Below are 24,062 nucleotides of genomic sequence, written 5' to 3'. Positions count from 1 at the left end.
CTTGCCTTGATGGCGCTAACTGCGCCAAAGCGTCCTGTTCACCCCCTAAAACGTCATGTTAAGACCCCGCTTACCGGTGTCGATACCGGGGAATTTGCGCATGGGCGCGGCTTTAAATGTATGCGGTCATCTGGCCGCCACAGGAGAAAGAACACATGACATCAGGCACGGCATCAGGACGGGTGAACCCGAATTTCCGCCTCGAGGATCAAGGCATCGAGGGTCTGGGCAATGTCTCTTACAACCTGATGGAGCCCGCGCTGATCGAAGCGGCCCTGAAACGGGGCGAAGGCACCCTGGGCAATGGCGGTGCGTTCCTCGTCACCACCGGCAAGTTCACCGGTCGCTCCCCCCAGGACAAACACGTCGTCAAAACCGACAGCGTGGCCGACACCATCTGGTGGGAAAACAACGCCGAGATGAGCCCGGAAGGCTTTGATGCGCTTTATGCCGATATGCTGGAGCACATGAAGGGTCGCGACTACTTCGTGCAGGATCTGGTCGGCGGCGCCGATCCGGCCCATGCCATCAACGTGCGCATGGTGACCGAGCTGGCCTGGCACAACCTCTTCATCCGCCACCTGCTGCGCCGCCCCGAGCGCGAGGACCTGGATGAATTCCTGGCCGATTTCACCATCATCAACTGCCCCAGCTTCCAGGCAGACCCGGCCAAGCACAACTGCCGCTCCGAGACCGTGATCGCGCTGAACTTCGACAAGAAGCTGATCCTGATCGGCGGCACCGAATATGCGGGCGAGAACAAGAAATCCGTCTTCACCCTGCTGAACTACCTCTTGCCGGAAAAAGGCATCATGCCGATGCACTGCTCGGCCAACCACGCCAAGGGCAACCCGGTGGACGCCGCCGTCTTCTTCGGCCTCTCGGGCACCGGCAAGACCACCCTGTCGGCAGACCCCGACCGCGTGCTGATCGGCGATGACGAACATGGCTGGGCCGACAACGGCACCTTCAACTTCGAAGGCGGCTGCTATGCCAAGACCATCAACCTGAACCCCGAGGCGGAGCCGGAAATCTACGCCACCACCTCCAAGTTCGGCACCGTGATCGAGAACATGGTCTTCGACCCCGAGACCTTTGAGCTCGACTTCGACGACGACAGCCTGACCGCAAACATGCGCTGCGCCTACCCGCTGAACTACATCTCCAACGCCTCTGAAACGGCACGCGGCGGTCACCCCAAGAACATCATCATGCTGACCTGTGATGCCTTCGGCGTGCTTCCTCCGATCGCGCGGCTGACCCCGGCGCAGGCGATGTATCACTTCCTGTCGGGCTTCACCTCCAAGGTGGCCGGAACCGAGCGCGGCGTGACCGAGCCGGAGCCGACCTTCTCCACCTGCTTTGGCGCCCCCTTCATGCCGCGCCGCCCCGAGGTCTACGGCAACCTTCTGCGTGACAAGATCGCCCAGCACGGTGCCACCTGCTGGCTGGTCAACACCGGCTGGACCGGCGGCGCCTATGGCATCGGCTCGCGCATGCCGATCCGCGCCACCCGCGCGCTGCTGACTGCGGCCCTGGACGGTTCGCTGGCAGAGGTCGAGTTCCGCAAGGACAGCAACTTCGGCTTTGACGTGCCGGTTGCCGTGCCCGGCGTTGCCGAGGTTCTGCTGGACCCGCGCCGCACCTGGGACGATCAGGAAGCCTATGACAAGCAGGCAGCCAAGCTGGTGCAGATGTTCTCGGACAACTTCGAGCAGTACCTGCCCTATATCGACGAAGACGTGAAAGCCGCCGCCATCGGCTAAGGCCTCACCTCCTGCGCAAAACAAATAAACCCCGGCCTGGTGCCGGGGTTTTTCATTTGACCTGCTGTAGGACAGGACGCTCAGCCTTGCGCGATGCGTCCCTCGACCATGTCGCGCACCTTTACCGCATAGCGGTCGGTCATGCCGGAAACAAAATCGGCCAGCGAGTGCAGCGCCGTGTATTCGTCCTGCACACCGCGCAGATCCAGATCGACGGCACGGATCAGCTTTGCCCAGTAGCCATGGCGCGCCTTCAGCTCCTCGGCGTCCCAACCGCAGGCCTTCAGATCCTCGTAGAGACCGGCAAAATGATCGAGCAGCCCGTGCAGCACCTGACGGCCAGAAATCTCCAGCTCGGTCTTGCGCTGCGCGGTGAAGATCCGCGCGTTCGAGATCTCTTTCAGCTTGGCAAAGGCCTCCGCCTTGGAGGAGACCTCCATCAACCCGTCGCTGAACTCCCCCATCATGATGGCATCGTAGTGGGCCATGAAGGCCTCGACCGCGCTTTCGATGGCGGCACCGATGGCCATGGCGCGCAGCATGCCAACCCGGTCGCGCAGGGGCATAGCGGCATCGCCCGGATGATTGGCCTTGCCGGTGATATCCTCAAGAATGCCCGCGACCAGATCGCTGTCCAGATCGCCCACGGTGGCGGCATCCTCGATATCGAGGATCCGGTAGCAGATGTCATCCGCCGCCTCGACCAGGAAGGCCAACGGATGGCGCCGCCAGACCTGCGCCGCGCCGCTGCCCTCAGACGGCAGGCCCAGCGCCGTGGCTGTTTCGGCAAAGAGATCGCGTTCAGACTGGAAGACGCCGAATTTCTTTAGCCCCAAATAATCGCTGTCCGCCAGCGCCTTCGCCTCGGCCGTGCAGGGGTATTTGGAAAAGGCCCCAAGCGTTGCATAGGACAGGCGCATGCCGCCGTCGCGCTGGCCCATCTCCAGCCGGGCAACGATGCGAAAGCCCTGCGCGTTGCCCTCAAACGCCTCGAATTCGGGACGCACTGCATCAGGCACCCCGGCGGCAAGACCGGTGCCTGATGCGAACTGTGCCTTGAACCACTCCCCGATACTGTCTTCACCGGAATGACCAAAGGGCGGGTTGCCGATGTCATGTACCAGGCAGGCCGCCTGCACCACGCGCGCCATCACATGCTGCTGCCCCTCGGAGAGGCTGCCGCGCTCCACCAGCCTCTGCCCCACCTGGATGCCAAGGGAGCGCCCGACGCTGGAGGTTTCCATGCTGTGGATCATCCGATGATGCACATGGTCATGGTCGTGCAGCGGGTGCACCTGGGTTTTCTGCGCCAGCCTGCGGAAAGGTTCGGAAAACAGGATCCGATCATAGTCCTGCAGATAGGCCGGGCGGCCCGGCTTTTCCTCGAAATCCGGCCGACACAGGCGTCCCGGATGCAAAAGCCTGTTCCAATCCATCGCCATGTGCCGCGCTCCTGCCCTGCTGCCTGTCTTGGCCGGGGTTAAACGGAAACTCGTCGGGAATTGCAATCGCCTCAGCGCGGGGAGATGCCGGTCTTTTCCAGCTTGTGCTCTGGCTCCACATGGATATTCACCTTCGCCTCGGGCAGCTCGGCGCGGATCGCATCCTCGACCCGGTCGCAGATGTCATGCGCCGCGCGCACCGTCATCATGCCCGCAACCACCATGTGGAACTCCACGAACAGCGCCGTGCCTGCGCGGCGGGTCTTCAACCCATGCACCTGCAGCGCCCCTTCGGCCGAGCGGTGGATGATCTCCTCGATCTCCTCGCGCTCTGCCGCCGGGGCAGCGGAATCCATCAACCCGTTCACCGATGCCACCACCACGGCGTAGCCCTCGCGCAGGATATTGAGCGCCACCAGCAGGGCCAGTGCCGGATCCAGCCAGCTCCAGCCGCTCCACAGCGCCAGGCCAAGGCCGACCAGCACCCCGGCAGAGGTCCAGACATCACTCATCAGATGGCGTCCACCCGCAACCAGGGCCGGAGATTTCAACACGCCGCCCCGCCCGATCAGGACCCGCGCCCACAGGAGATTGGCCACCATGGCGCCCGCATTGATCCAAAGCCCCGCCATGCCCCATTCGGCTGGCGACACCGGGCGCATCAGCGCATAGATGGATTGCTCCAGGATCAGGAAAGCCGCGATGATGATCATGATGCCTTCGGTCACCGCCGAGAAATACTCGGCCTTGTGGTGCCCGAAGGGGTGATCCGCATCCGGCGGACGGCTGGCATAGCGCACCGCGAACCAAGCCAGCACCGCACCGCCCACGTTCACCAGCGATTCCAATGCATCGGAGAACAGCGCAATGGAGCCGGTCAGCCACCAGGCAATGACCTTCATCCCCAGAACGATCAGGGAAACCAGGATGGACCCCAGAGCCAGCTGATGTGCCGTCAGGCGATTGCCCATGTCGCTCTTCTGCCCCGCATGACTAGTCCGGCCCAAACCTGCCCGGCTTTGCGGGCTGTGCCTACAGCATCAAGGCACGGCGCAGCAAATTCAACCCCGCAACCAGCAGCACCACCAGGGTCACCCGCCTGAAGGCCACCTGATCGATACGGTCATGCAGACGTCCTCCGACCCACATGCCCAAGACGGCTGGCAGGATCAGCGCCACCGAGAAGGGCGCCGTTTCCGCCCGCATCACGCCGGATGCGATATGCCCGAACAAGAGCGCCACCGCCCCCATGCCGTAGATCACCCCCTGCACCCGGATCTGCTCGCTCTTTTCGGTGCCAAGCGCGGTGAGATAGGCCACCGTCGGCGGCCCCCAGATGCCCGACATGCCGCCGATCAGCCCGGCAAAACCACCCACCAGCGCCTCGGAACGGCGGGTGGGTCTGGACAGGGTCAGCTGCTTGCCCATCAGCTGCGTCAGCGCGAACAGCGACACAGGCACGCCGATGATCAGCAGCATCACCTGTTGCGGCAGCACCCGCACCATCTGGGCGCTGGCCAAGAGGAAGACCAGACCGACCAGCAGGAACAGCCGAAACCGCTTCATCGATTGCACCGCCGCCGCCACCCCCTGGCGCAGCGCCTGCATGCCATTGGTCACAAGCGTTGGCAGGATGAGGCCGGCAAGGGCGATCTCGGGCGACATGAACATGCTGAGCCCGGAGACCAGAATCATCGGCATGGCAAAACCGACCAGCCCCTTGACCGTGCCCGCCACAAGGGCAACGCCAAAGGCGGCCACCAGTTCTTCAGGTGTAAATGCAGCAAAGAAATCCATCATGGCCCTTCATAGCCTCAGCTTCAAACCGCTGCACGGGCAAAATAAACGCGAAACTTTTGGTCCAAATGCCGCATCGCGGCGTATTTTTATTGCGCTGCAACTGCGAAATGATTACCACCAAGCGACCGAAGAAGGATGTGATTCATGGCCCATGACGGACAGGACTTGCAAATGAAGCCCACTGTACTCCCCGACCTGCTGACATTGACCGCAGCGACGATTGCCCCTCTGGACCAGCTTCTGGAGGCTGCCAAGACCGCGGTGCGCGATCTGGTGACGGCGGATGGCCGCGTCTCCGGCGCGCTGGTGGAACAGCATCAGACGGCGGCCCACGGGCTGTCCTGGCTGGCCACCTATGTCTACAGCCTGCGCCAGATGCAGAACTGGGCCACCCGCATGGACGGCGAAGGCAAGTTCAACGAGATGGAGCAGCTGATCCACCAGATCGCCTTTGGCGAATACCTGGCGCAGATCCGTGGCGGCATCCAGATGAACCAGGGCGAGATCATCCGCCTGCAGGATCTTGGTCTGGGCGCAGAGGCCGAAGCGGCGCTGAACACCGCCGAGGTGCAGGCGCTGAGCCGCGACGGCAACTCCAACGCCGCCCGCACCCGCCTGGTCGAGCTGATGCAGGAACAGGCCGGGTCGGTCATGTTCGGCGCCTCGGGCCTCGATGAAGAGCTGGAGATGATCCGCGACCAGTTCCGCCGCTATGCGCTGGAAAAGGTCGAACCCTTCGCCCACGAATGGCACCTCAAGGACGAGCTGATCCCGATCGAGATCATCAACGAGCTGGCCGAGATGGGCGTCTTCGGCCTGACCATTCCCGAGGAATTTGGCGGCTTTGGCCTCTCCAAGGCATCGATGTGCGTGGTCTCCGAAGAACTGTCGCGTGGCTATATCGGTGTTGGCAGCCTTGGCACCCGCTCCGAAATCGCGGCCGAGCTGATCATCGCAGGCGGCACCGACGAGCAGAAGGCCAACTGGCTGCCCAAGATCGCCAGCGCCGAGATCCTGCCCACCGCCGTCTTCACCGAGCCGAACACCGGTTCCGATCTGGGTTCCCTGCGCACCCGCGCGGTGAAGAATGCCGAGGGCGACTATGAAATCACCGGCAACAAGACCTGGATCACCCATGCGGCGCGCACTCATGTGATGACCCTGCTGGCGCGGACCGATCCGAACACCACCGATCACCGCGGCCTGTCCATGTTCCTGGCGGAAAAGATCCCCGGCACCGACGAGACCCCCTTCCCCACCGAAGGCATGACCGGCGGCGAGATCGAGGTTCTGGGCTATCGCGGCATGAAGGAATACGAGCTGGGCTTTGACGGGTTCAAGGTCAAGGGCGAGAACCTTCTGGGCGGCGAAGAGGGCAAGGGCTTCAAGCAGCTGATGGAGACCTTTGAAAGCGCCCGCATCCAGACCGCCGCCCGCGCCATTGGCGTGGCGCAATCGGCGCTGGATATCGCGATGCAATACGCCCAGGACCGCAAGCAGTTCGGCAAGTCCCTGATCAACTTCCCGCGCGTGTCGTCGAAACTGGCGATGATGGCTGTCGAGATCATGGTGGCCCGCCAGCTGACCTATTTCTCGGCCTGGGAAAAGGACCACGGCCATCGCTGCGACCTTGAGGCTGGCATGGCAAAACTGCTCGGCGCCCGCGTGGCCTGGGCGGCGGCCGACAACGGCCTGCAGATCCACGGCGGCAACGGCTTTGCGCTGGAGTACAAGATCTCCCGCGTGCTGTGCGATGCCCGGATCCTGAACATTTTCGAAGGGGCCGCCGAAATCCAGGCCCAGGTGATCGCGCGTCGCCTGTTGGCCTAAAGGCCCCCTTCTCAACGATCACTCCCCGGGGACATCCCCGACTTGGCCCGGCCTTTGTGCCGGGCTTCTTTTTGTGACCGACCGCAGGCGTGCAGTTTCCCGTTCCCCTGCAGCCGGCCCGGCGATAGGTTTTCAGGATGACCACCCTCTTGCGCCCGTTCCTGATCGCCCTCTTTGCGCTGTTTTCCCTCATCGGCTGCGGTGAGGCACCCGCGCGCAAGCCCGAGGCCCGCATTCTGGTGATGGGGGATTCCATGCTGGCCTGGAATGGCGGCACCGGGCAGGCGGTATCCGATGCAATCGAAGACGCCCTGAAAGAGCCGGTCGTGGACCGCTCGGTCATCGGGGCCCGGATGATCTACCCGCTGCCGCTGACCGGCGCTGCGGGGCTGAACATCCGCAAACAGTTCCGTGCCGGTGACTGGGACTGGATCGTGGTGAATGGCGGCGGCAACGATCTGTGGCTTGGCTGCGGCTGCATCGCCTGCGCCCGCAAACTGGATCGTCTGGCCGCCGAGGATGCACAGAGCGGCGCAATTCCCGATCTCATGAGAAAGCTACGGGAAACCGGCGCCCGCGTGATCTACACCGGATACCTGCGCAGCCCCGGGCGCGGCTCCCCCATCGATCATTGCAAGACAGACGGACAAGAGCTGGACCGCCGCATCGCCCTGCTGGCAGAGGACACCGAAGGTCTGTTCTTCCTCTCGCTTGACGGGTTGGTGCCGCATGGGGATCTCAGCTTTCACGCGGTGGACCGCATTCACCCGTCGATCAGGGGCAGCGCGGCCATCGGCGACAAGATCGCGACGCTCATCAAAAACGAGGACGGCTGAAGAGCCACCCTCACCAGCGCACAGCACCTGCGCCGTCACGACAGACGGCTGATCAGGTCCAGAAGCCTCCCCCGCGCCTCTGGCAGGGGGCGGTTGCCGAGTGAGGGCGCCAGGTGATGCTCCAGAAAATGCCCGGTGGTGCGCAGGGCAAGGGCGATCTCTCCGTTTTCGGCTTCGCCCTGTCCCAGCAGCACCGGCGGCAATGACAACAGGCGATCTGCCCAATCCCCCGCGCCGTCCTTGGACACCGCGCGCCCGGTCTTGGGCGAGACATAGATCAACCCCTCCTGGGAACCGGTGACGGCACAGGCGGCAAGGTCCAGACCGAAGCCCATCTCCTCCAGAAAAGCCACCTCCCAATGGAGATAGGCCAAAGGCCAGAGTTGCTCCTGCTCCAGCAGATCCAGAAGCTGCTCGGTCCGGGCATAAAGCGCAGGATAGGCTTCACGTTCGGGCAGGCAAAAGGACAGAAGCGCCGTCACCGCGTTGAGGCCTGCCAGCGCCAGCCGCCCCGACAGGGCCGCCGCCGCGCGGCTGCGCAAAGGCTCGGCCTGATAGCTGCCCAGATGCTCCTCCAGCCGCGCCCGCCAGGTCAGATCCAGCTGCGCCCCCGGTTGCAGGATCGGCGCCATCCGCCGTCCGGCCCCGCCGCGCACTACACCGGCGTGGCGGCCATGGCTTTCGGTAAAGACATCGATGATGGCGGCGCTTTCGCCGTGGCGGCGCAGGCTCAACAATATGCCGTGATCGCGCCAGTCCATCTGCTCCTCTTCCCTCGTCCACCCGATAAATTCAGCCTGTCCTTCGCCCACAACCGCTACCATTTCACGATGGCTTGTGGAAGGATGCCACCATCAACACGGATGAATTGAAATGAACCTGATCAAGAAAGCCTTTGGGTGGATCATCAAGATCTGCGGCACGATATTCCTGCTCATTCTCCTGTTCGTCGGCGCGGTGTCCTTCTTCAGCAGACAGGAACGCGCCCTTGCCAAGGAGTTCATTGAAATCCTGAGCCAGCAGAATTACGAGGCCGCCTACACACGCCTGCATTCCGACACCCAGAAAGACATCTCTCCCGCCGCCCTGGAGCAGCGGTTCCGCAATCTTCAGGTCTATACGAGCAGCAGCTTCACCCGCGTTCACATCGGCTCCGACGCCACGACGCTCAACGGCCAGGCAACGACGGACAGCAACTGCACCAGCGCTGTCACCGTTGTCTTGCGGGATGAGAAGATCGTCTCGTTCTTTTTCGAACCGGCCTGCCTGCGCCCGGATCAGTCCGCCTGAGCCGGAAGAACGCGCAGTCAGTCCAACCCCGGTTCATCCAGCAGGTGCCGCCCCTGCCGGTCCTCGACCTCGATCACCCAGAGGTCGGGATCAAAGCCGCGCTGCTTGGTGATGGCGGCATCCACATCCCTCTCTGCCCCGGCGGCCAGCGAGACCCATTTGCGATCGCCGCTCATCAGATCGTAGGAGCGATGAAAGGCCTCGGCCTGGCCATCCAGCGTGTTCAGCTTGACCAGAACCGCGCCCGCAGTGTCATCGCCATGGGCGGTCACGAAGGCGGGAATCTCCTGGAACCGGAGCCGGGCCAAATAGGCATCGACCCAGAAACGCGCGGTCAGGCGGCTCATGCGTTTCCGTCTTTGAAGTCGAGACCCATTTCCGAGTAGCGCTCGGCCTCTTCCAGCCAGTTGGGCCGCACCTTCACCTGCAGGAACAGGTGCACCTTGCGGTCCAGGAACTCTTCCAGCTCGGCGCGGGCGGCCTGGCTGACGGCCTTGATCGTCTCGCCGCGTTTGCCCAGCACGATGCCCTTGTGACCGTCACGCACCACATAGATGATCTGGTCGATCTTGGCGGAGCCGTCCTTGCGCTCTTCCCAGTTCACCGTCTCAACGGTCAGCTGGTAGGGCAATTCCTGATGCAGGCGCAGAGTCAGCTTTTCGCGGGTCATTTCCGCCGCAATCATGCGCATCGGCAGATCGGCAATCTGGTCTTCGGGGTAAAGCCAGGGACCTTCGGGCAGCTCATTGGCCAGCCAGTGGCGCAGATCATCGACCCCGTGGCCACGCTCGGCAGAGATCAGGAAGGTCTCGGCAAAGGCGTAGGCGTCGTTCAGCTTCTTGGTGAGCGCCAGCAGATCCTCGGCCTGAACCTTGTCGATCTTGTTGATCGCCAGCGCCACGGTGCGGCCCTGTCCGATCTCTTCCAGACCTTCCAGGATCCGCTCGACACCCTCGGTGACGCCGCGATGAGCCTCGACCAGCAGCACGACCACATCCGCATCTGCAGCCCCGCCCCAGGCGGCGGCGACCATGGCACGGTCCAGGCGGCGGCGCGGCTTGAACAGGCCCGGCGTGTCAACAAACACAAGCTGGCTGTCGCCCTCCATCGCCACGCCGCGAATGCGGGCGCGGGTGGTCTGCACCTTGTGCGTGACAATCGAGACCTTGGCCCCGACCATGCGGTTCAACAGGGTGGATTTGCCTGCGTTCGGTTCTCCGATCAGGGCAATGAATCCGGCGCGGGTGGTCATGTGTCTTGCTCCAATCGTGTCAAAAGGGCCTTGGCGGCGGCCTGTTCGGCCTGGCGTTTCGACCCGGCAGAGGCCTGTTCCTCCGTGCCATCTTCCAGCCGTACCGCGATGGTGAAGATCGGCTGGTGATCGGGCCCTTCGCGGGCGATCTGCACATAGGATGGCGGGTTCTGGCGTCGGGCCTGCACATATTCCTGCAGCGCTGTCTTCGGATCGCGGGCATCCTCTTCGACGGCGCCGATCCGATCGCCCCACAGCCGCAGGATCATCGCCTGCGCGGCCTCAAAGCCTGCGTCCTTGTAGACGGCGGCAATCACCGCCTCCATCGCGTCCCCCAAAAGCGCCTGCTTGCGCCGCCCGCCGGACATCATTTCCGACCGACCCAGTTTCAGCACCGCGCCCAGATCAATCTCACGCGCCACATCGGCGCAGGCCTCCTTGCGCACCAATGCGTTGAAACGCGGCGCCAGCTGGCCTTCGCTTGCAGCCTTGTCATGCTCCAACAGCGCCGTGGCCATCACAAGACCCAGCACCCGGTCGCCGAGAAACTCAAGTCGCTGGTTGTCCTGCCGCGTCGGCGAAGACACCGAGGCATGGGTCAGCGCGCGCAGCAGAAGATCGGGCCGGGTGAACTGATGGCCGATCCGCGCCTCAAGTGCGCGCATATCCTTGGACAGCTTCACTCGATGCCCTTGAAGAAACGATCGCCGCGCCAGGTCCAGAAGAACAGCATGGAACGCCCGGCGGAAGAGAACATGATGCGATCCGCACGACCGATGAGGTTCTCATAGGGCACGAAGCCCACGCCACCGGCGGATTGCGGCAGGCGGCTGTCGCTGGAATTGTCGCGGTTGTCGCCCATGAAGAAGTAATGCCCGTCCGGCACAAGGTAGACCCCGGTGTGATCCATCCCCTGATTGGCGATATTGAGGACCGCATGCTGGGTGCCGCCCGGCAGGGTTTCGATCTGGCGGGATTTCTTGCAAGTGGCCCCCTGCCCCACCGGCGCGTTTTCACAGCGCGGGTAGGATCCCATCGGACCCTGACGCTCCATCACCTCTTCGAACTCGCCCGCATCCTGCAGGGCCACGGCGCTGCCGTTGATGTGCAACACGCCGTTCTTGACCTGGATCCGGTCGCCGGGCAAGCCGACAAGACGCTTGATGAAATCGGTGCCGGTCACCGGGTGGCGGAAGACGACCACATCGCCGCGCTCGGGCTCACTGCCCAGGATGCGGGTGTTTTCGCCATCCAGGAAACCGCAGATGTCGCTGGCATCCACATCAAGGCCGACAACTCCAAGGCGCACGCTGGGACAGGAGGCATAGGAATAGCCATAGGCCATCTTGTTCACGAAGAGGAAATCACCGATCAGCAGCGTCTCCTTCATCGAGCCGGAGGGAATCCAGAAGGGCTGGAAGAACAGCGTGCGAAAGACGCCCGCAATCAGCAGCGCGTAGACAATGGTCTTGATCGTCTCAAGGATCGAATGTCCGGCATGGTGTTTGGCCGTCATCGGGCTCTCCGGTGTAATGGCATTGAGTCCGGGGCTACATGCGGGCCGACAGGGGGTAAGTCAAGCTTCCGCACCGGATTCGCGCCCTGGATCAGCAATGGGCCGCGCTTCGATCAGTACCATGGCCTGCGCCCAAGGGTGATCATCGGTCAAAGTCACATGGATCACCGCCTCATGGCCGGGCGGGGTCATCTGTGCCAGCCGGTCCGCTGCCCAGCCGGTCACATGCATCACCGGCTGGCCGGTGCGCAGGTTGCTGACCGACATGTCCTTCCAGGCGATCCCCATGCGCAACCCGGTGCCCAGCGCCTTGGAGCAGGCTTCCTTGGCGGCCCAGCGTTTGGCATAGGTGCCCGCCACGTCGCGCCGACGTTCGGATTTGCGTTGCTCCACCTCGGTGAAGACCCGGTTGCGAAACCGATCCCCGAACCGGTCCAGCGTGCGCTGGATCCGCTCTATGTTGGCAAGATCGGTGCCGATGCCAAGGATCATGGGCCTGTGGCCGGGATCACTCCCGCTCCTCCTGCTTGCGGATCGCGGTCAGTTGGGATTTCGCGCCCATACCGACGAAGAACCGCACCAGCACCAGGCCAAGAGCCGCCTGCAGCAGGGATCCCGCGAACAGAACGCTGGCCCCGACCGGATCGCTCATCATCTGACGCAGGTCTGGCATGATGAGGCTGAACACCACGGCAAAGACCAGCGACAGGCCAAGGATCACCAGCGCCGCAGCCTTGGCAAAGCGCCACATGTCTGCGCCTTCAGGCAGCGCGCGGTGGGCCCGGGCATAGCGCTGCCCTTCGATCATACCGGCAACGATGGCAGGGATGATGCTCATCCCGCCATTGGCGATACGAAAACCGAGAACGGCCTGCACGACAGAGACGATGGCGATCAGGGCAAGAGCCGTGACCACATAAACGATGCTGAAACGCTTGAGGTTCATGTCTCCGCTCCGCTGCGGGCGGCATCCATCAGGCGGCGCATTTCGGCGATGGCGGCAGGCAGGCCGATAAACATCGCCTCTCCCATCAGGAAGTGGCCGATGTTCAGCTCCTTCACCTGCGGCAGGGCTGCAATGGGACCGACGCTGTCATAGGTCAGACCGTGGCCGACATGGACCTCCAGGCCCAGCTCATGGGCATAGGCGGCCATCTCGGTGATCTTGGCCAGTTCCGCATCGCGCGCATCCCAGCGCCCTTCGGCCCAGGCATCGGCATAGGCGCCTGCGTGGAGTTCGATCACCGGAGCGCCAATGCGGTGGCTCGCCTCGACCTGCGCCCTGTCGGCGGCGATGAACATGGAAACACGGCAGCCCGCATCCCCCAGGGGCGTAATATACTTGGCCAGGGCATTGTCGTTTCCGGCCACATCCAACCCGCCCTCGGTGGTGCGTTCCTCGCGCCGTTCGGGCACCAGGCAGACCGCATGAGGCTTATGGCGCAGGGCGATGCCCTGCATTTCTTCGGTTGCGGCCATCTCGAAATTCAGGGGCGCGCGCAGCACCTTCATCATGCCGTCGATATCACTGTCGATGATATGGCGGCGGTCTTCACGCAGATGCGCGGTGATCCCGTCGGCGCCTGCGTTCTGCGCCAGCAGCGCGGCGCGCACCGGGTCCGGGTTGTCGCCGCCACGGGCATTGCGCACGGTCGCCACGTGGTCGATGTTCACACCCAGCCGCAGCCGGTTGTCTGCCTTTGTCTCTGCCATGATCCCTGATCCTGATAGGGTTGTCCTGCGCCAGAGACTAGACGGGCAATCGACAGGGGCAACCCCGTTTTCACCCGCCCGCGAAACAAAGGGCGGTCAGTCGGCCCGGCGCTTGACCCGCGCCCCAAGCGAGGATTTGAGGCTGGTCTTCAGCCCCTTCTTCACCGGCGCCTCTTGCGGTTTGACCCCTTCCAGAGCCGCCCGGCGTTTGATCTCTTCGAACTTGGCCTTGATCTTGCTCCGGCGGCGCTGCTGATAAGCACGGATCAGAGGCAGGCTGATCACGTAACAGACCGTGGCGGTGATGACACCGGGAATGAGGCCGCCAACCATATAGGGATAGAAGACCTCGTTATAGAACAGGCTCAACCCATGCCAATCCACCGGGTCGCCGGTGAAATGGGCAAAGAGGTTGCTTTTCAGGTCATGGCCCGCCGCGAGGAACTTGCCGACCAGGGATTTGTCGACATCTTCGTCGAATTCCGTGCCCAACAGCCAATGTCCGGTCTGCAACGAAGCCACACCGATAGGCACATAGGTCAGCGGATTGCCAAAGAAGGTAGAGCTGAGAGCGGCCAGGATATTGCCATTCATCAGCCGGGCAATGAGCGCGGCGACGACGAAATGCATGCCGTAAAACGGCGTGAAGGTGGTGAAGACCCCGGCCCAGACCCCGCGCGCGATCCGTTCAGGCGAATCGGGCAGCCTGCGGACGCGGTGTTTGACGTAGTGAAAAGCCCGGGTCCAGCCGCCACGGGGCCAGAAAAAATCCGCAACCGCACGAAGGGGCGGACGTCTGTCCCGGCGCCTGAATACCAACGGTCTGCGTCCTTCCCAGCTCCAGCCGAACCACTATCCCGGAATCGCGCGGTTCACCGGCTTATCCCTGAACCGCACCACTTCGGCGACATCACTTTCCGCCTCGAGTGTCAACATGAGGGAGTGGAGCTGCTCCACGTCCCTCAGTTCCACGTTGATCATAAGTCGGTAAAAGTCTGGTTTCCTGTCGACGAATTCCAGGTCCGAGATATTGGCCTTCTTCTCGCCGATCAATGTGCAAATTCGCCCCAGGACCCCCGCGTCATTGCCGATGATCATTTCCAGCGTCGTGCTGTAGACCGCCGGGTGGGTGCCACTGTGCCAATGCACATCGACCCAGCGTTCCGGCTGGTCCTCATATTCGCCCAAGCGGTCGCAATCGGCGGCATGCACGACAACGCCCTGGCCCCGGTAGGTGATCCCGATGATCCGCTCGCCCGGCAGCGGCTGACAGCAGGGCGCGCGCTCGAAACTCTGCCCCGGCTCCAGGCCGATCACCGCCCGGCGCATGGATATCTCATCGCTCTCGTGGGCGGTCAGATCGGGGTAGACCGCCTGCACCACATCATGGGCAACGATCTCGGCCGCGCCGAGACGCGCCAGAAGTTCATCGACGCTACTGACCCGCAGGGCGCGGGCGGCGGTTTCCAGCGCCTTGTCGGTGGCCTTGCGGTTCACATGTTCGAAGGCCGAGCGCGCCAATTCATGCCCCAGCTTCACGAACCGGGCCCGATCCGCCTCGCGCAGGGCGCGGCGAATGGCGGTGCGGGCCTTACCGGTGGTGGCGATCTCCAGCCAGCTGACCTGCGGCGTCTGCCCTTCGGCGGTGATCACCTCGACCGACTGACCGTTGCGCAGCCGCGACCACAGCGGCACGCGGATGCCGTCCACCTTGGCGCCGACGCAGGCGTGACCGATGCGCGTATGGATCGCATAGGCGAAATCGATCGGGGTCGCCCCCTTGGGCAGCTTGATCACATCGCCCTTGGGGGTGAAGCAGAAGACCTGGTCGGAATACATCTCCAGCTTGACCGCCTCGAGGAATTCATCGTGATCCTCCTCGGCGTCGAACTGTTCGGTGAGCGAGGAAATCCATTTCGCCGGATCCACCGCAAAGGGGTTTTCCGAACGCACACCATCCCGGTACGACCAATGCGCCGCAACGCCGGTTTCGGCCACGTCATGCATCTGGCGGGTGCGGATCTGCACCTCGACCCGCTTGCCGTCACGCCCCGAAACGGTGGTGTGGATCGAGCGGTACCCGTTCGATTTCGGCTGGCTGATATAGTCCTTGAACCGGCCCGGCACCGCCCGCCAGCGCTGGTGAATGACGCCCAGCGCGCGGTAGCTGTCATCCTCGGACTGGGTGATCACGCGAAAGCCGTAGATATCCGAAAGACGCGAGAACCCCTGATCCTTGGCCTGCATCTTGCGCCAGATCGAATAGGGTTTCTTGGCGCGGCCAAAGACCTCGGCCTCGATGCCCGCCTTTTCCAGCTCGGAGCGCATGTCGCCGGTGATCCGGTGGATCACATCGCCGGTTTCCCGCTGCAGGGTGACAAAACGGCGGATGATCGACTGGCGGCCTTCGGGGTTCAGCACCCGAAAGGCCAGATCCTCCAGCTCTTCGCGCATCCACTGCATGCCCATGCGGCCCGCCAGCGGCGCATAGATATCCATGGTCTCGCGCGCCTTCTGGGCCTGTTTTTCGGGGCGCATCGCCTTGATCGTGCGCATGTTGTGCAGGCGGTCGGCCAGTTTCACCAGGATCACCCGCAGATCCTTGGACATGGCCATGAACAGCTTGCGGAAGTTTTCCGCCTGCTTGGTTTCCCGGCTCGAAAGCTGCAGATTGGTGAGCTTGGTCACCCCATCGACCAGCATCGCCACCTCGTTGCCAAAGCGGCGCGCGACTTCCTCGTAGGAGGCCTTGGTGTCTTCGATGGTGTCGTGCAGAAGCGCCGTGATGATGGTGGCATCATCCAGGCGCTGTTCGGTCAGGATGGCGGCGACCGCCACGGGATGGGTGAAATAGGGCTCACCCGAATGACGAAACTGGCCCTCGTGCATTTCCATGCCGAACTCATAGGCCTCGGCAATGCGCTTGGCATTTGTCTTCGGGTTGTAGTTGCGGACCAGAGCAATCAGATCTCCGGCGGAGATTTCGGGAGATGTCATATCCGATCCGCAGCCTCAGGTAGCGATATCTGCGCGGGTTAGCCCTGGCCCTGGGCCTCCATCAGCGCGCGCAGCAGTTTTTCCTCGGACATGTCGTCCTCGGTGGGTTTGTCGTTTTCGGCCCCCATCAGAAGCGCCATCGAATCCTCTTCGGGTTCGTCGACTTCGATCTGGGTCTGGTTGCTTTCGATCAGCCGCTCGCGCAGTTCATCGGCGCTTTGAGTTTCCTCGGCGATTTCACGCAGGGAGACCACCGGGTTCTTGTCATTGTCGCGTTCCACGGTGATCGGCGAACCGGCGGAAATCTCGCGGGCGCGATGGGCAGCCAGCATCACCAGCTCAAACCGGTTGGGAACCTTGTCTACGCAGTCTTCAACCGTCACGCGGGCCATGGGCGACTCTCCAAAATATAAGTGGGTCCGGAAGGGAGACTTCTAAGCCGATATGTTTTTGTTGACAAGCGCAGAAAAGAGCGCATCGGCTCAATAAAGCGCGATTACACTGTCAATTTCCGATTTTGGCAGCGCGTCGCGCATCTCCGCTGCGGTTTTCTTCAGAACCGGATGGCACCAGCCCGGCGCAATGTCGCACAGGGGCACCAGGACAAAGGCCCGATCCTGAAGGCGCGGATGCGGTAGAATCAGCTGATCCGGGGCCTCCTGCATCTGGCGCTCAAGCGGCAGGTCGCGCCAGTGGCCGTAGCTCCTGGCATCGGGCAGCACACGGTCATCGAAAGACAACAGATCCAGATCAAGCGTGCGCATGCCCCATCGCTGCACCCGCTTGCGCGCATGGCGTGCCTCGATCCCGTGCAACCGCTCCAAGAGCGCCGAAGCGGACAGATCTGTCTCCAGTTCAACCACCGCGTTCACATAGTCTGGACCCGCCCCGGCAGGAAAGCACGGGGTGCGAAAGAACCGGGACACCGCGGTCAAATCGCCCGCCTCGACGGCAAGGTCGGCAACGGCCGCAGCAAGGATATCCTGTGGCAGCAGGTCGTGCCGGGTGAGATTCCCCCCCAGTGCGATTAACGCATTTGACCGGATAACGGTCATTTTGGCATCGTTTCCCATAATCCTTTTGCTTGCAGCGGATGGCAAATAACTTACATTAAGTCCACCCGTTTCGCCGCATATTTGCATTCACTCACGGTACACTTGGCGACGCGGTGACATCGGAAGGACAATTTAATGTTTTACAAAGACGAACGGCTCGCGCTGTTCATCGATGGTTCGAACCTATACGCAGCAGCAAAGGCGCTGGGTTTTGACATCGACTATAAGCTTTTGCGGCAGGAATTCATGCGCCGTGGAAAGCTGTTGCGCGCCTTTTATTACACGGCACTGCTGGAAAATGACGAGTATTCTCCGATCCGACCCCTGGTCGACTGGCTGCACTACAATGGCTTCACCATGGTGACAAAGCCGGCCAAGGAATACACGGACAGCATGGGCCGCCGGAAGGTCAAGGGCAACATGGATATCGAATTGACAGTGGACGCCATGGAACTGGCCCCGCGCGTCGATCATATCGTGCTGTTCTCGGGCGATGGCGATTTTCGGCCGCTGATTGCCAGCCTGCAACGTCAGGGCGTGCGGGTTTCGGTTGTCTCGACCATCCGCAGCCAGCCCCCGATGATCTCGGACGAGTTGCGCCGCCAGGCCGACAACTTCATCGAGCTGGAAGAGCTGAAGGACGTGATCGGGCGTCCGCCGCGCGAATTCCCCAGCGAACAGCGCACCGCAGTGACCTCTCCGTCCTGATCGGGGCAGGGTTCTGACTGGGGCTGGGTTCTGATCAGGGCATGGGCCTCGATCTCCCAAGCTGACAGATACAAAAGGCGCCTCGCAGTTCGGGGCGCCTTTTCCTGTTTCTACCCCTGGGCCGCGCGGGGCGGAATATCCGAGCCCGCCAGCGAACGCGCCCCTCCGCTCATCGGCAGATGGGTATTCAGGATCTGCTCCAGCGCCGCGATGGTGACGGGTTTGGCCAGATACCCGTCCATCCCTGAGGCCAGGCATTTGTCCGCCTCGCCGTCCAGCGCGTTGGCGGTCACCGCGATCACCGGCGTCGGCCTGCGCCCATCGCGCTGTTCGGCCTCCCGCAGCAGGCGGGTCATCTCGAACCCGTCCATCACCGGCATCTGGCAATCGGTCAGAACCAGATCGAAATCTCCGCTCTCCCAGGCCTTCAGGCACTCCTGGCCGTCCCGCACGATCACGGCGGAATAGCCCAAAAGCTCCAGTTGCGATTCAAAGACAGCCTGATTGATCTCATTGTCCTCTGCCACCAGGATGCGCATCTCACTGGGCGTCGCCCGGTCCACCGCGCGGCGGTCCGGCGCCTCTTCCTGCGCCTCCTTGCGCCCCGACAGATAGGCGATCCCGTCCCAAAAGTGGCTGGGCAGCACCGGCATGTCCTGAACCGCAAAGCGCGTCGCGCTGCGCCTTCCCGTGACCTCGGTGCGATCCCGGCTGAGCATCAGCACCTGCAGGTCCGGCAGCTCCTCTTCGATCCGGGCACGCAGCCATTCACTGGTGCGATCCTGTGACTGGGCCGCCGACAACACAAAGATCGTTTCCGGCCCCGCCGCGCGGGCAAGCGCCAGGTATTCGTCGCGATTGGAGACCCACTTGATATCGCAATCCGCCGCCAGCGCGCAGGAGGACCAGCTGGCGGTATCCGTGCCCTTCGGCAGCATGGCCACGATCTGCACCCCGGTCAGGCTCAGACACTTCAGCGGACCGGTCGCATCGGTTACCGGCAGACGCAGGGTAAAGACGGATCCCTGCCCCAGGGTGGAGGTGACCGAGATTTCCCCCCGCATTTTCTCCGCAAGCTGCTTGACGATGGTCAGGCCCAGACCATTGCCCTGAATCATCCGCCGCACCACATCGCCAGAACGCTCGAACGGCTGGAAGATCGCCTTTTGAACCTCTGCATCCATGCCGATGCCATTGTCCTCGACGATGAACTCGATCCAGTCGGGGCCGCTGGTTTCCACCCGAAGGCTGACGATCCCGGTCGGCGCCCCCTCCTGCGGGGCGGAAAACTTGATGGCGTTGCCAAGGAGATTGAGCAGGATCTGCCGCAGCCGCCCCGCATCCCCCAGAATCGAATCGGGGATGCTGGCCTGCACCGACAAAGACAATTCGACCCGCTGTTGATCCGCATGCGCCCGCAGGGTTTCGGCGACGCTTTCCACCACCGGAAGCAGACGCATCGGCCCGTTGGAAAGCTCCATCTTGCCCGCTTCGATCTTCGACACATCCAGGATGTCATCGATAATCCACAACAGGGACGAGGAGGACTCCTTGATCGCATGCAGGATGCGCCGCTGCTCGGGCTTGAGCGTGGTGTTCTCCAGAATCTCGACCATGCCGATAACGCCGTTCATCGGCGTGCGGATTTCATGGCTCATGGCGGCCAGGAATTCGCTCTTGGCGCGGTTGGCCTTGCGCTCTTTCTGATGCGCGCGCCACAGTTCCTCGCTGTAAGAATCGGTCAACTGCCCGAAGGCCATCATCTCGATCATGATGATCCCGAAGATGGTCAGCATGACCGGCAGGGACAGATAGCTGCGCGAGAAGGCCTCATCAAAGACCGGCGGGCCAAAGTAGTCGTGGCCGACAATCCGCGTCGCGATCCAGGCGCAGAGAATGCCGACGATCAGCCCGATGATGATCGGTTTCTCCCGCTTCAGGGAAAAAGTCATGAATGGCCCGCCCAGAAGCGCCACGAACATCATCTCGGCATTGCTGGCCGGATGCAGGGTAAAGACCGCCCCCAGCACCGCAAACAGACCGGTCGTATACCAGATCAGCCGCGCCACCATCTTGTGGCGTGTCTGCACCAGGAACCAGGCGGTCGCCGAACCGAACCCTGCCACCAGTGCATTGCCGACAAGCGCAGGCTCTCCCAGGTAGGCACCAAACACCGCCCACATGAGGCTGAGCACCACGACAAGAACCGCCGTGCTCCGGACGGTCCGGAATCGGCGATCCATATTGTCTTCCATCGCGCTGCGTTCAAGAACGCGGCTGCTGTTCTGTGCCTTCGTTGCCTCCGCCACTGCGGCCCCCAAACCATACCACGGGCCCTAAAAACCGGGCTGTTGCCTAAATCTGATCAGAGGATCCTTCGCGCACCCATGCGTGAACCGCGCGAGCGAAGCCGCCCCTTTGCCGAAAAACATGGCGCCATCGGGTTAATATTCCGTCATTTTTCCCGACTGCCCCCAGTCGGCCGGACATTCACCACGTCCCGGGCATTGGACCTTGCACGGTTCTAGGGGCTGGAACGAAAGGCGCGGATTTCTCCTGCCTCTGGACCTTGCAGGCGGAACACCCTACCTCTGCCCTGCAAGGAGATGCGCCATGACGACCCAAGAGATGCCCTTTGACCAGCAGGCCGACAGCGATGCGGCCCGCAAACCGGCCCTCACCCTTTATCTTGCCGCGCCGCGCGGGTTCTGCGCCGGAGTGGACCGGGCGATCAAGATCGTCGAGATGGCGCTCGAGAAATGGGGCGCCCCGGTCTATGTGCGCCATGAGATCGTGCACAACAAATACGTGGTGGACGGGCTGCGTGCCAAGGGCGCCGTCTTTGTCGAGGAACTGGAGGAATGCCCGCAGGACCGCCCGGTGATCTTTTCCGCCCACGGGGTGCCTAAATCGGTCCCCGCCGAGGCCGAACAGCGCCGGATGGTCTATGTGGATGCCACCTGCCCGCTGGTCTCCAAGGTGCATATCGAGGCTCAGCGCCACGCGGAGGCTGGCCTTCAGATGATCATGATCGGCCACAAGGGCCACCCCGAAACCATCGGCACCATGGGGCAGCTGCCCGAGGGCGAGGTGCTGCTGGTGGAAACCCCGGATGATGTCGCCACCGTCGAGGTGCGCGACCCAAGCCGCCTGGCCTATGTCACCCAGACCACCCTGTCGGTGGATGACACCAAGGACATCGTCGCCGCGCTTGAGGCGCGTTTCCCCAAGATCGTCGGACCGCACAAGGAAGACATCTGCTATGCCACCACCAACCGGCAGGAAGCGGTGAAGGCGGTCGCTCCCAAATCCGACGCGCTGCTGGTCGTGGGCGCCCCCAACTCTTCCAACTCGCGCCGTCTGGTCGAAGTGGGCGCCAAGGCAGGATGCGCCTATTCGCAGCTGGTGCAGCGGGCCGAAAACATCGACTGGCGCGCCCTGGATGGCATCAAGAGTGTCGCCATCACCGCCGGGGCTTCGGCACCGGAACTACTGGTCAACGAGGTGATCGACGCCTTCCGCAGCCGGTTTGACGTGACGGTGGAGATCGTAGAGACCGCCGTGGAGCGGGTCGAATTCAAGGTGCCCCGCGTCTTGCGCACCCCGGCCTGAGCCGAGCAACTGTCGGTATCGGATAGCCTAAGACTCCCCTGAACGCGCCTGCCGTGCTACCACAAGGTGGACCGCGCCCCGCGCGAAAACAGGAGGCCTTGGATGATTTCTCTACAATTCCTGATCACCGCCCTGGTGGTGGTCATCGCGCCCGGCACCGGGGTCATCTACACGCTGGCCCTTGGCCTTGGTCAGGGCGCACGCGCCGCGATCTGGGCGGCCTTTGGCTGTACGCTCGGGATCCTGCCCCACCTGGCCGCCGCCACGCTGGGACTGGCGGCGGTGATGCACAGTTCGGCGGTTCTGTTCCAGCTGGTGAAATTCGCAGGCGTTGCCTATCTTCTGTTCCTTGCCTGGCAGGCACTGAAATCAGGCGGCGCGCTGGCGATTACCTCCGAAACCCGCGCCCAGCCGGGGCTGCGCATTGCCCGGCGCGGCGCCCTGATCAATATCCTCAACCCCAAACTGTCGGTGTTTTTCCTGGCGCTGCTGCCGCCCTTCCTCTCTGGCGATCCCACCAGCGCCACCGCAGAGATGACCCTTCTAGGCGGGATCTTCATGGCCATGACCTTCCTTGTCTTCGTGCTTTACGGGCTCTTTGCCGCCAAGGCCCGCGATCTGGTGCTTGGATCGGAGCGGGTGCTGACATGGCTCAACCGCAGCTTTGCGGCGATCTTTGCCGCCCTGGCCGCGCGGCTGGCGCTGGAGCGCGCATGACCCGGATCCCCCTTGTCCCGCTTGTGCTGGGCCTTGCCGGTCTTATCCCCTTTGTCTGGGGCGCGGCCACGGTGCTGCGCCCGGAGCTGCAGGCCTGGGGGGCCGCCAATCTGGGGCCGCGTTTCGTTGGCCCCTATGTGGGGCTGTTCTACGGCTCGGTCATCCTCAGCTTCATGTCGGGCGTCCTGTGGGGATTTGCCACCAGGACCAATGGCGCCCAGGCCGCGCTTGGCTATGTGCTGTCGGTCATCCCGGCCATATGGGCCTTTCTCATGACCGGGGGAGGCCCCGAGGTGGCAGCCAAGAACCTGATCTATGGCTTTGCCGGTCTGCTGCTGCTGGATCTCATATTCCATGTCTGGGAGCTGACACCCCCCTGGTGGATGCGGCTGCGCCTGCTGTTGACGGCAGTGGTGCTGCTGTCCCTCTCTGTCGGAGTATACATTTGAGCGATCAGGAAACACTTGCGGTCTATGCCCGTGCGGCTGCGGATTATGCCAAGGGCTTTGCCCGCAGCAAGGACACCGACCAGGAGGAGGACTATACTGCCTTCACCGAACGGCTGGCTGAGGGCGCGCGTGTGCTGGATCTGGGCTGCGGTCCGGGCCATTGGGCCGCGCGCCTGCTCGATGATGGCTATCAGGCCGAGGCATTGGATGCCTCAGCAGAGATGGCCGATCATGCCCGCGCGGCTTACGGGCTGGAGGTCGCCGTCGGCCCTTTTGAGGCGCTGGATGCAATGGGGCAATACGATGGGATCTGGGCCAATTTCAGCCTGCTGCATGTGCCGCGCGCCGGTTTCCCGGCTGAACTTGCCCGCGTCAAACGCGCCCTGAAACCGGGGGGAATCTTTAGCATCGGCATGAAGCTGGGCGACGGAGAGGCGCGCGATTCGCTTGGCCGGTTTTACGCCTACTACGGCGAAGACGAGCTGCGGCAGCTGCTGACCAAGGCCGGGTTCACCGTATCGCGCAGCCGCAAGGGAAATGGCGAAGGTCTGGCTGGCGGAGAGGAAACCTTCGTAGTAATGACCGCGCATGGCTGAACTTTTTGCATATACCGACGGAGCCTGCTCCGGAAATCCCGGCCCCGGAGGATGGGGCGTTCTGTTGCGCGCGATGGAGGGCGGTGACATCGTCAAGGAGCGCGAACTCCAGGGCGGCGAACCGGAAACCACCAACAACCGGATGGAGCTGCTGGCGGCGATCAATGCGCTGGAAAGCCTGAGCCGCCCCAGCAAGATCACCGTGGTCACCGACAGCAACTATGTGAAGAACGGCATCACCGGCTGGATCTTCGGCTGGAAGAAGAACGGCTGGAAGAATGCCGCCAAGAAACCGGTGAAGAACGCCGAGCTGTGGCAGCGCCTGGATGCGGCACAGCACCAGCACGATGTGACCTGGGAATGGGTCAAGGGCCACGCAGGCCACCCCGAGAACGAGCGCGCCGATGAGCTGGCCCGCGCGGGCATGGCGCCCTTCAAACCCGGCAAACGCAAGTCGGCCTGATTAGTCTCCCGGAGAGCAGC

Annotated in this window: 26 protein-coding genes; 10 read left to right on the top strand and 16 right to left on the bottom strand. The window is 62.9% G+C overall.

Translation table 11 applies throughout. From position 1 onward, the window contains the following. Positions 1-155 precede the first annotated feature (155 nt). Positions 156-1,766: a phosphoenolpyruvate carboxykinase gene (locus tag PXK07_RS08015; RefSeq protein ID WP_274847691.1), complete on the top strand. Its 1,611-nt coding sequence runs from the start codon at positions 156-158 to the stop codon at positions 1,764-1,766. Positions 1,767-1,846: 80 nt separating this feature from the next. Here the strand turns inward: PXK07_RS08015 and dgt are convergent, their stop codons facing one another. The 3 genes from dgt to PXK07_RS08000 form a co-directional block, all read right to left on the bottom strand. Further along, a complete protein-coding gene (dgt, locus tag PXK07_RS08010; protein ID WP_274847710.1) occupies positions 1,847-3,202 on the bottom strand; it encodes a dGTP triphosphohydrolase in 1,356 nt (451 codons plus the stop codon). A gap of 77 nt (positions 3,203-3,279) precedes the next feature. Beyond that, positions 3,280-4,179, bottom strand: coding sequence for a cation diffusion facilitator family transporter (locus PXK07_RS08005; protein WP_274847690.1), 900 nt, complete (start codon positions 4,177-4,179; stop codon positions 3,280-3,282). Positions 4,180-4,240: 61 nt separating this feature from the next. Beyond that, complete coding sequence (locus PXK07_RS08000) at positions 4,241-5,005, bottom strand: sulfite exporter TauE/SafE family protein (protein ID WP_446728359.1); 765 nt, start codon at positions 5,003-5,005, stop codon at positions 4,241-4,243. Positions 5,006-5,152: 147 nt separating this feature from the next. Here PXK07_RS08000 and PXK07_RS07995 point away from each other — a divergent pair, with 147 nt between their 5' ends. Beyond that, positions 5,153-6,838, top strand: a complete 1,686-nt coding sequence (locus PXK07_RS07995; RefSeq protein ID WP_274847688.1) for an acyl-CoA dehydrogenase family protein — start codon at positions 5,153-5,155, stop codon at positions 6,836-6,838. A 137-nt stretch (positions 6,839-6,975) separates the two neighbouring features. Continuing rightward, positions 6,976-7,674: an SGNH/GDSL hydrolase family protein gene (locus PXK07_RS07990; RefSeq protein ID WP_274847687.1), complete on the top strand. Its 699-nt coding sequence runs from the start codon at positions 6,976-6,978 to the stop codon at positions 7,672-7,674. A gap of 35 nt (positions 7,675-7,709) precedes the next feature. Here the strand turns inward: PXK07_RS07990 and recO are convergent, their stop codons facing one another. Next, entirely contained in the window at positions 7,710-8,435 is a 726-nt protein-coding gene (gene recO / locus PXK07_RS07985; protein ID WP_274847686.1) for a DNA repair protein RecO, read from the bottom strand. Positions 8,436-8,547: 112 nt separating this feature from the next. On the opposite strand from recO, the gene PXK07_RS07980 reads away from it, so the two are divergent. After that, positions 8,548-8,964, top strand: a complete 417-nt coding sequence (locus PXK07_RS07980; protein WP_274847685.1) for a hypothetical protein — start codon at positions 8,548-8,550, stop codon at positions 8,962-8,964. A gap of 17 nt (positions 8,965-8,981) precedes the next feature. Here PXK07_RS07980 and PXK07_RS07975 read toward each other — a convergent pair whose 3' ends face one another. From PXK07_RS07975 to folK, 11 genes are all read right to left on the bottom strand, one after another. Further along, complete coding sequence (locus PXK07_RS07975; protein ID WP_274847684.1) at positions 8,982-9,311, bottom strand: DUF1491 family protein; 330 nt, start codon at positions 9,309-9,311, stop codon at positions 8,982-8,984. Beyond that, a complete protein-coding gene (gene era, locus PXK07_RS07970; RefSeq protein ID WP_274847683.1) occupies positions 9,308-10,216 on the bottom strand; it encodes a GTPase Era in 909 nt (302 codons plus the stop codon). Before era ends, PXK07_RS07975 begins: the two co-directional genes overlap by 4 nt. Beyond that, positions 10,213-10,899, bottom strand: a complete 687-nt coding sequence (gene rnc, locus PXK07_RS07965; RefSeq protein ID WP_274847682.1) for a ribonuclease III — start codon at positions 10,897-10,899, stop codon at positions 10,213-10,215. Before rnc ends, era begins: the two co-directional genes overlap by 4 nt. Beyond that, the gene (gene lepB, locus PXK07_RS07960; protein ID WP_274847681.1) at positions 10,896-11,732 is read right to left on the bottom strand and encodes a signal peptidase I; all 837 of its coding nucleotides are present in this window, start codon (positions 11,730-11,732) and stop codon (positions 10,896-10,898) included. The genes rnc and lepB overlap by 4 nt, the downstream gene beginning before the upstream one ends. Positions 11,733-11,792: 60 nt before the next feature. Further along, the gene (gene acpS, locus PXK07_RS07955) at positions 11,793-12,224 is read right to left on the bottom strand and encodes a holo-ACP synthase (RefSeq protein WP_274847680.1); all 432 of its coding nucleotides are present in this window, start codon (positions 12,222-12,224) and stop codon (positions 11,793-11,795) included. A 16-nt stretch (positions 12,225-12,240) separates the two neighbouring features. Further along, entirely contained in the window at positions 12,241-12,678 is a 438-nt protein-coding gene (locus PXK07_RS07950; RefSeq protein WP_274847679.1) for an ABZJ_00895 family protein, read from the bottom strand. Continuing rightward, positions 12,675-13,445, bottom strand: a complete 771-nt coding sequence (locus tag PXK07_RS07945) for a pyridoxine 5'-phosphate synthase (protein WP_274847678.1) — start codon at positions 13,443-13,445, stop codon at positions 12,675-12,677. The genes PXK07_RS07950 and PXK07_RS07945 overlap by 4 nt, the downstream gene beginning before the upstream one ends. Before the next feature lie 96 nt (positions 13,446-13,541). Further along, positions 13,542-14,264 carry a DUF2062 domain-containing protein gene (locus PXK07_RS07940; protein WP_274847677.1) on the bottom strand — a complete coding sequence of 241 codons (723 nt, stop codon included), beginning with the start codon at positions 14,262-14,264 and terminating at the stop codon, positions 13,542-13,544. Between the two features lie 33 nt (positions 14,265-14,297). Next, positions 14,298-16,442 (bottom strand): RelA/SpoT family protein, encoded by a 2,145-nt coding sequence (locus tag PXK07_RS07935; protein ID WP_274847676.1) that lies wholly within the window; start codon positions 16,440-16,442, stop codon positions 14,298-14,300. A gap of 38 nt (positions 16,443-16,480) precedes the next feature. Then, the gene (rpoZ, locus tag PXK07_RS07930; RefSeq protein WP_274847675.1) at positions 16,481-16,834 is read right to left on the bottom strand and encodes a DNA-directed RNA polymerase subunit omega; all 354 of its coding nucleotides are present in this window, start codon (positions 16,832-16,834) and stop codon (positions 16,481-16,483) included. 90 nt (positions 16,835-16,924) lie between these two features. After that, a complete protein-coding gene (gene folK, locus PXK07_RS07925) occupies positions 16,925-17,497 on the bottom strand; it encodes a 2-amino-4-hydroxy-6-hydroxymethyldihydropteridine diphosphokinase (protein WP_274847674.1) in 573 nt (190 codons plus the stop codon). Between the two features lie 135 nt (positions 17,498-17,632). Between folK and PXK07_RS07920 the strand changes: the two genes are divergently transcribed. Then, complete coding sequence (locus PXK07_RS07920) at positions 17,633-18,205, top strand: LabA-like NYN domain-containing protein (RefSeq protein ID WP_274847673.1); 573 nt, start codon at positions 17,633-17,635, stop codon at positions 18,203-18,205. A 110-nt stretch (positions 18,206-18,315) separates the two neighbouring features. On the opposite strand, the gene PXK07_RS07915 is transcribed toward PXK07_RS07920, so the two are convergent. Further along, entirely contained in the window at positions 18,316-20,448 is a 2,133-nt protein-coding gene (locus PXK07_RS07915; protein WP_274847672.1) for an ATP-binding protein, read from the bottom strand. 370 nt (positions 20,449-20,818) lie between these two features. Between PXK07_RS07915 and ispH the strand changes: the two genes are divergently transcribed. From ispH to rnhA, 5 genes are all read left to right on the top strand, one after another. Next, positions 20,819-21,817 (top strand): 4-hydroxy-3-methylbut-2-enyl diphosphate reductase, encoded by a 999-nt coding sequence (gene ispH / locus PXK07_RS07910; RefSeq protein ID WP_274847671.1) that lies wholly within the window; start codon positions 20,819-20,821, stop codon positions 21,815-21,817. A 102-nt stretch (positions 21,818-21,919) separates the two neighbouring features. Further along, positions 21,920-22,534 carry a LysE family translocator gene (locus PXK07_RS07905; protein ID WP_274847670.1) on the top strand — a complete coding sequence of 205 codons (615 nt, stop codon included), beginning with the start codon at positions 21,920-21,922 and terminating at the stop codon, positions 22,532-22,534. After that, entirely contained in the window at positions 22,531-22,983 is a 453-nt protein-coding gene (locus tag PXK07_RS07900) for a DUF3429 domain-containing protein (RefSeq protein WP_274847669.1), read from the top strand. The genes PXK07_RS07905 and PXK07_RS07900 overlap by 4 nt, the downstream gene beginning before the upstream one ends. Beyond that, positions 22,980-23,579 carry a class I SAM-dependent methyltransferase gene (locus tag PXK07_RS07895; RefSeq protein ID WP_274847668.1) on the top strand — a complete coding sequence of 200 codons (600 nt, stop codon included), beginning with the start codon at positions 22,980-22,982 and terminating at the stop codon, positions 23,577-23,579. The genes PXK07_RS07900 and PXK07_RS07895 overlap by 4 nt, the downstream gene beginning before the upstream one ends. Next, positions 23,572-24,042, top strand: a complete 471-nt coding sequence (gene rnhA / locus PXK07_RS07890; protein ID WP_274847667.1) for a ribonuclease HI — start codon at positions 23,572-23,574, stop codon at positions 24,040-24,042. Before PXK07_RS07895 ends, rnhA begins: the two co-directional genes overlap by 8 nt. Positions 24,043-24,062: the final 20 nt, after the last annotated feature.

It is taken from the genome of Phaeobacter sp. QD34_24 (assembly GCF_028890115.1).
Classification (GTDB): Bacteria; Pseudomonadota; Alphaproteobacteria; order Rhodobacterales; family Rhodobacteraceae; genus Phycobacter.
This window is presented reverse-complemented; position numbering and strand designations above follow the sequence as displayed.

Coding starts and splice junctions, on each gene's coding strand:
- PXK07_RS07915 (WP_274847672.1), bottom strand. CDS start 20,448: ATGGATCGCCGATTCCGGACCGTCCGGAGCACGGCGGTTCTTGTCGTG.
- PXK07_RS08005 (WP_274847690.1), bottom strand. CDS start 4,179: ATGGGCAATCGCCTGACGGCACATCAGCTGGCTCTGGGGTCCATCCTG.
- PXK07_RS07995 (WP_274847688.1), top strand. CDS start 5,153: ATGGCCCATGACGGACAGGACTTGCAAATGAAGCCCACTGTACTCCCC.
- PXK07_RS07950 (WP_274847679.1), bottom strand. CDS start 12,678: ATGAACCTCAAGCGTTTCAGCATCGTTTATGTGGTCACGGCTCTTGCC.
- PXK07_RS07920 (WP_274847673.1), top strand. CDS start 17,633: ATGTTTTACAAAGACGAACGGCTCGCGCTGTTCATCGATGGTTCGAAC.
- PXK07_RS07980 (WP_274847685.1), top strand. CDS start 8,548: ATGAACCTGATCAAGAAAGCCTTTGGGTGGATCATCAAGATCTGCGGC.
- dgt (WP_274847710.1), bottom strand. CDS start 3,202: ATGGATTGGAACAGGCTTTTGCATCCGGGACGCCTGTGTCGGCCGGAT.
- ispH (WP_274847671.1), top strand. CDS start 20,819: ATGACGACCCAAGAGATGCCCTTTGACCAGCAGGCCGACAGCGATGCG.
- PXK07_RS07945 (WP_274847678.1), bottom strand. CDS start 13,445: ATGGCAGAGACAAAGGCAGACAACCGGCTGCGGCTGGGTGTGAACATC.
- rpoZ (WP_274847675.1), bottom strand. CDS start 16,834: ATGGCCCGCGTGACGGTTGAAGACTGCGTAGACAAGGTTCCCAACCGG.
- recO (WP_274847686.1), bottom strand. CDS start 8,435: ATGGACTGGCGCGATCACGGCATATTGTTGAGCCTGCGCCGCCACGGC.
- PXK07_RS07990 (WP_274847687.1), top strand. CDS start 6,976: ATGACCACCCTCTTGCGCCCGTTCCTGATCGCCCTCTTTGCGCTGTTT.
- acpS (WP_274847680.1), bottom strand. CDS start 12,224: ATGATCCTTGGCATCGGCACCGATCTTGCCAACATAGAGCGGATCCAG.
- folK (WP_274847674.1), bottom strand. CDS start 17,497: ATGACCGTTATCCGGTCAAATGCGTTAATCGCACTGGGGGGGAATCTC.
- PXK07_RS08000 (WP_446728359.1), bottom strand. CDS start 5,005: ATGGATTTCTTTGCTGCATTTACACCTGAAGAACTGGTGGCCGCCTTT.
- PXK07_RS08015 (WP_274847691.1), top strand. CDS start 156: ATGACATCAGGCACGGCATCAGGACGGGTGAACCCGAATTTCCGCCTC.
- PXK07_RS07900 (WP_274847669.1), top strand. CDS start 22,531: ATGACCCGGATCCCCCTTGTCCCGCTTGTGCTGGGCCTTGCCGGTCTT.
- era (WP_274847683.1), bottom strand. CDS start 10,216: ATGACCACCCGCGCCGGATTCATTGCCCTGATCGGAGAACCGAACGCA.
- PXK07_RS07935 (WP_274847676.1), bottom strand. CDS start 16,442: ATGACATCTCCCGAAATCTCCGCCGGAGATCTGATTGCTCTGGTCCGC.
- PXK07_RS07975 (WP_274847684.1), bottom strand. CDS start 9,311: ATGAGCCGCCTGACCGCGCGTTTCTGGGTCGATGCCTATTTGGCCCGG.
- PXK07_RS07905 (WP_274847670.1), top strand. CDS start 21,920: ATGATTTCTCTACAATTCCTGATCACCGCCCTGGTGGTGGTCATCGCG.
- rnhA (WP_274847667.1), top strand. CDS start 23,572: ATGGCTGAACTTTTTGCATATACCGACGGAGCCTGCTCCGGAAATCCC.
- lepB (WP_274847681.1), bottom strand. CDS start 11,732: ATGACGGCCAAACACCATGCCGGACATTCGATCCTTGAGACGATCAAG.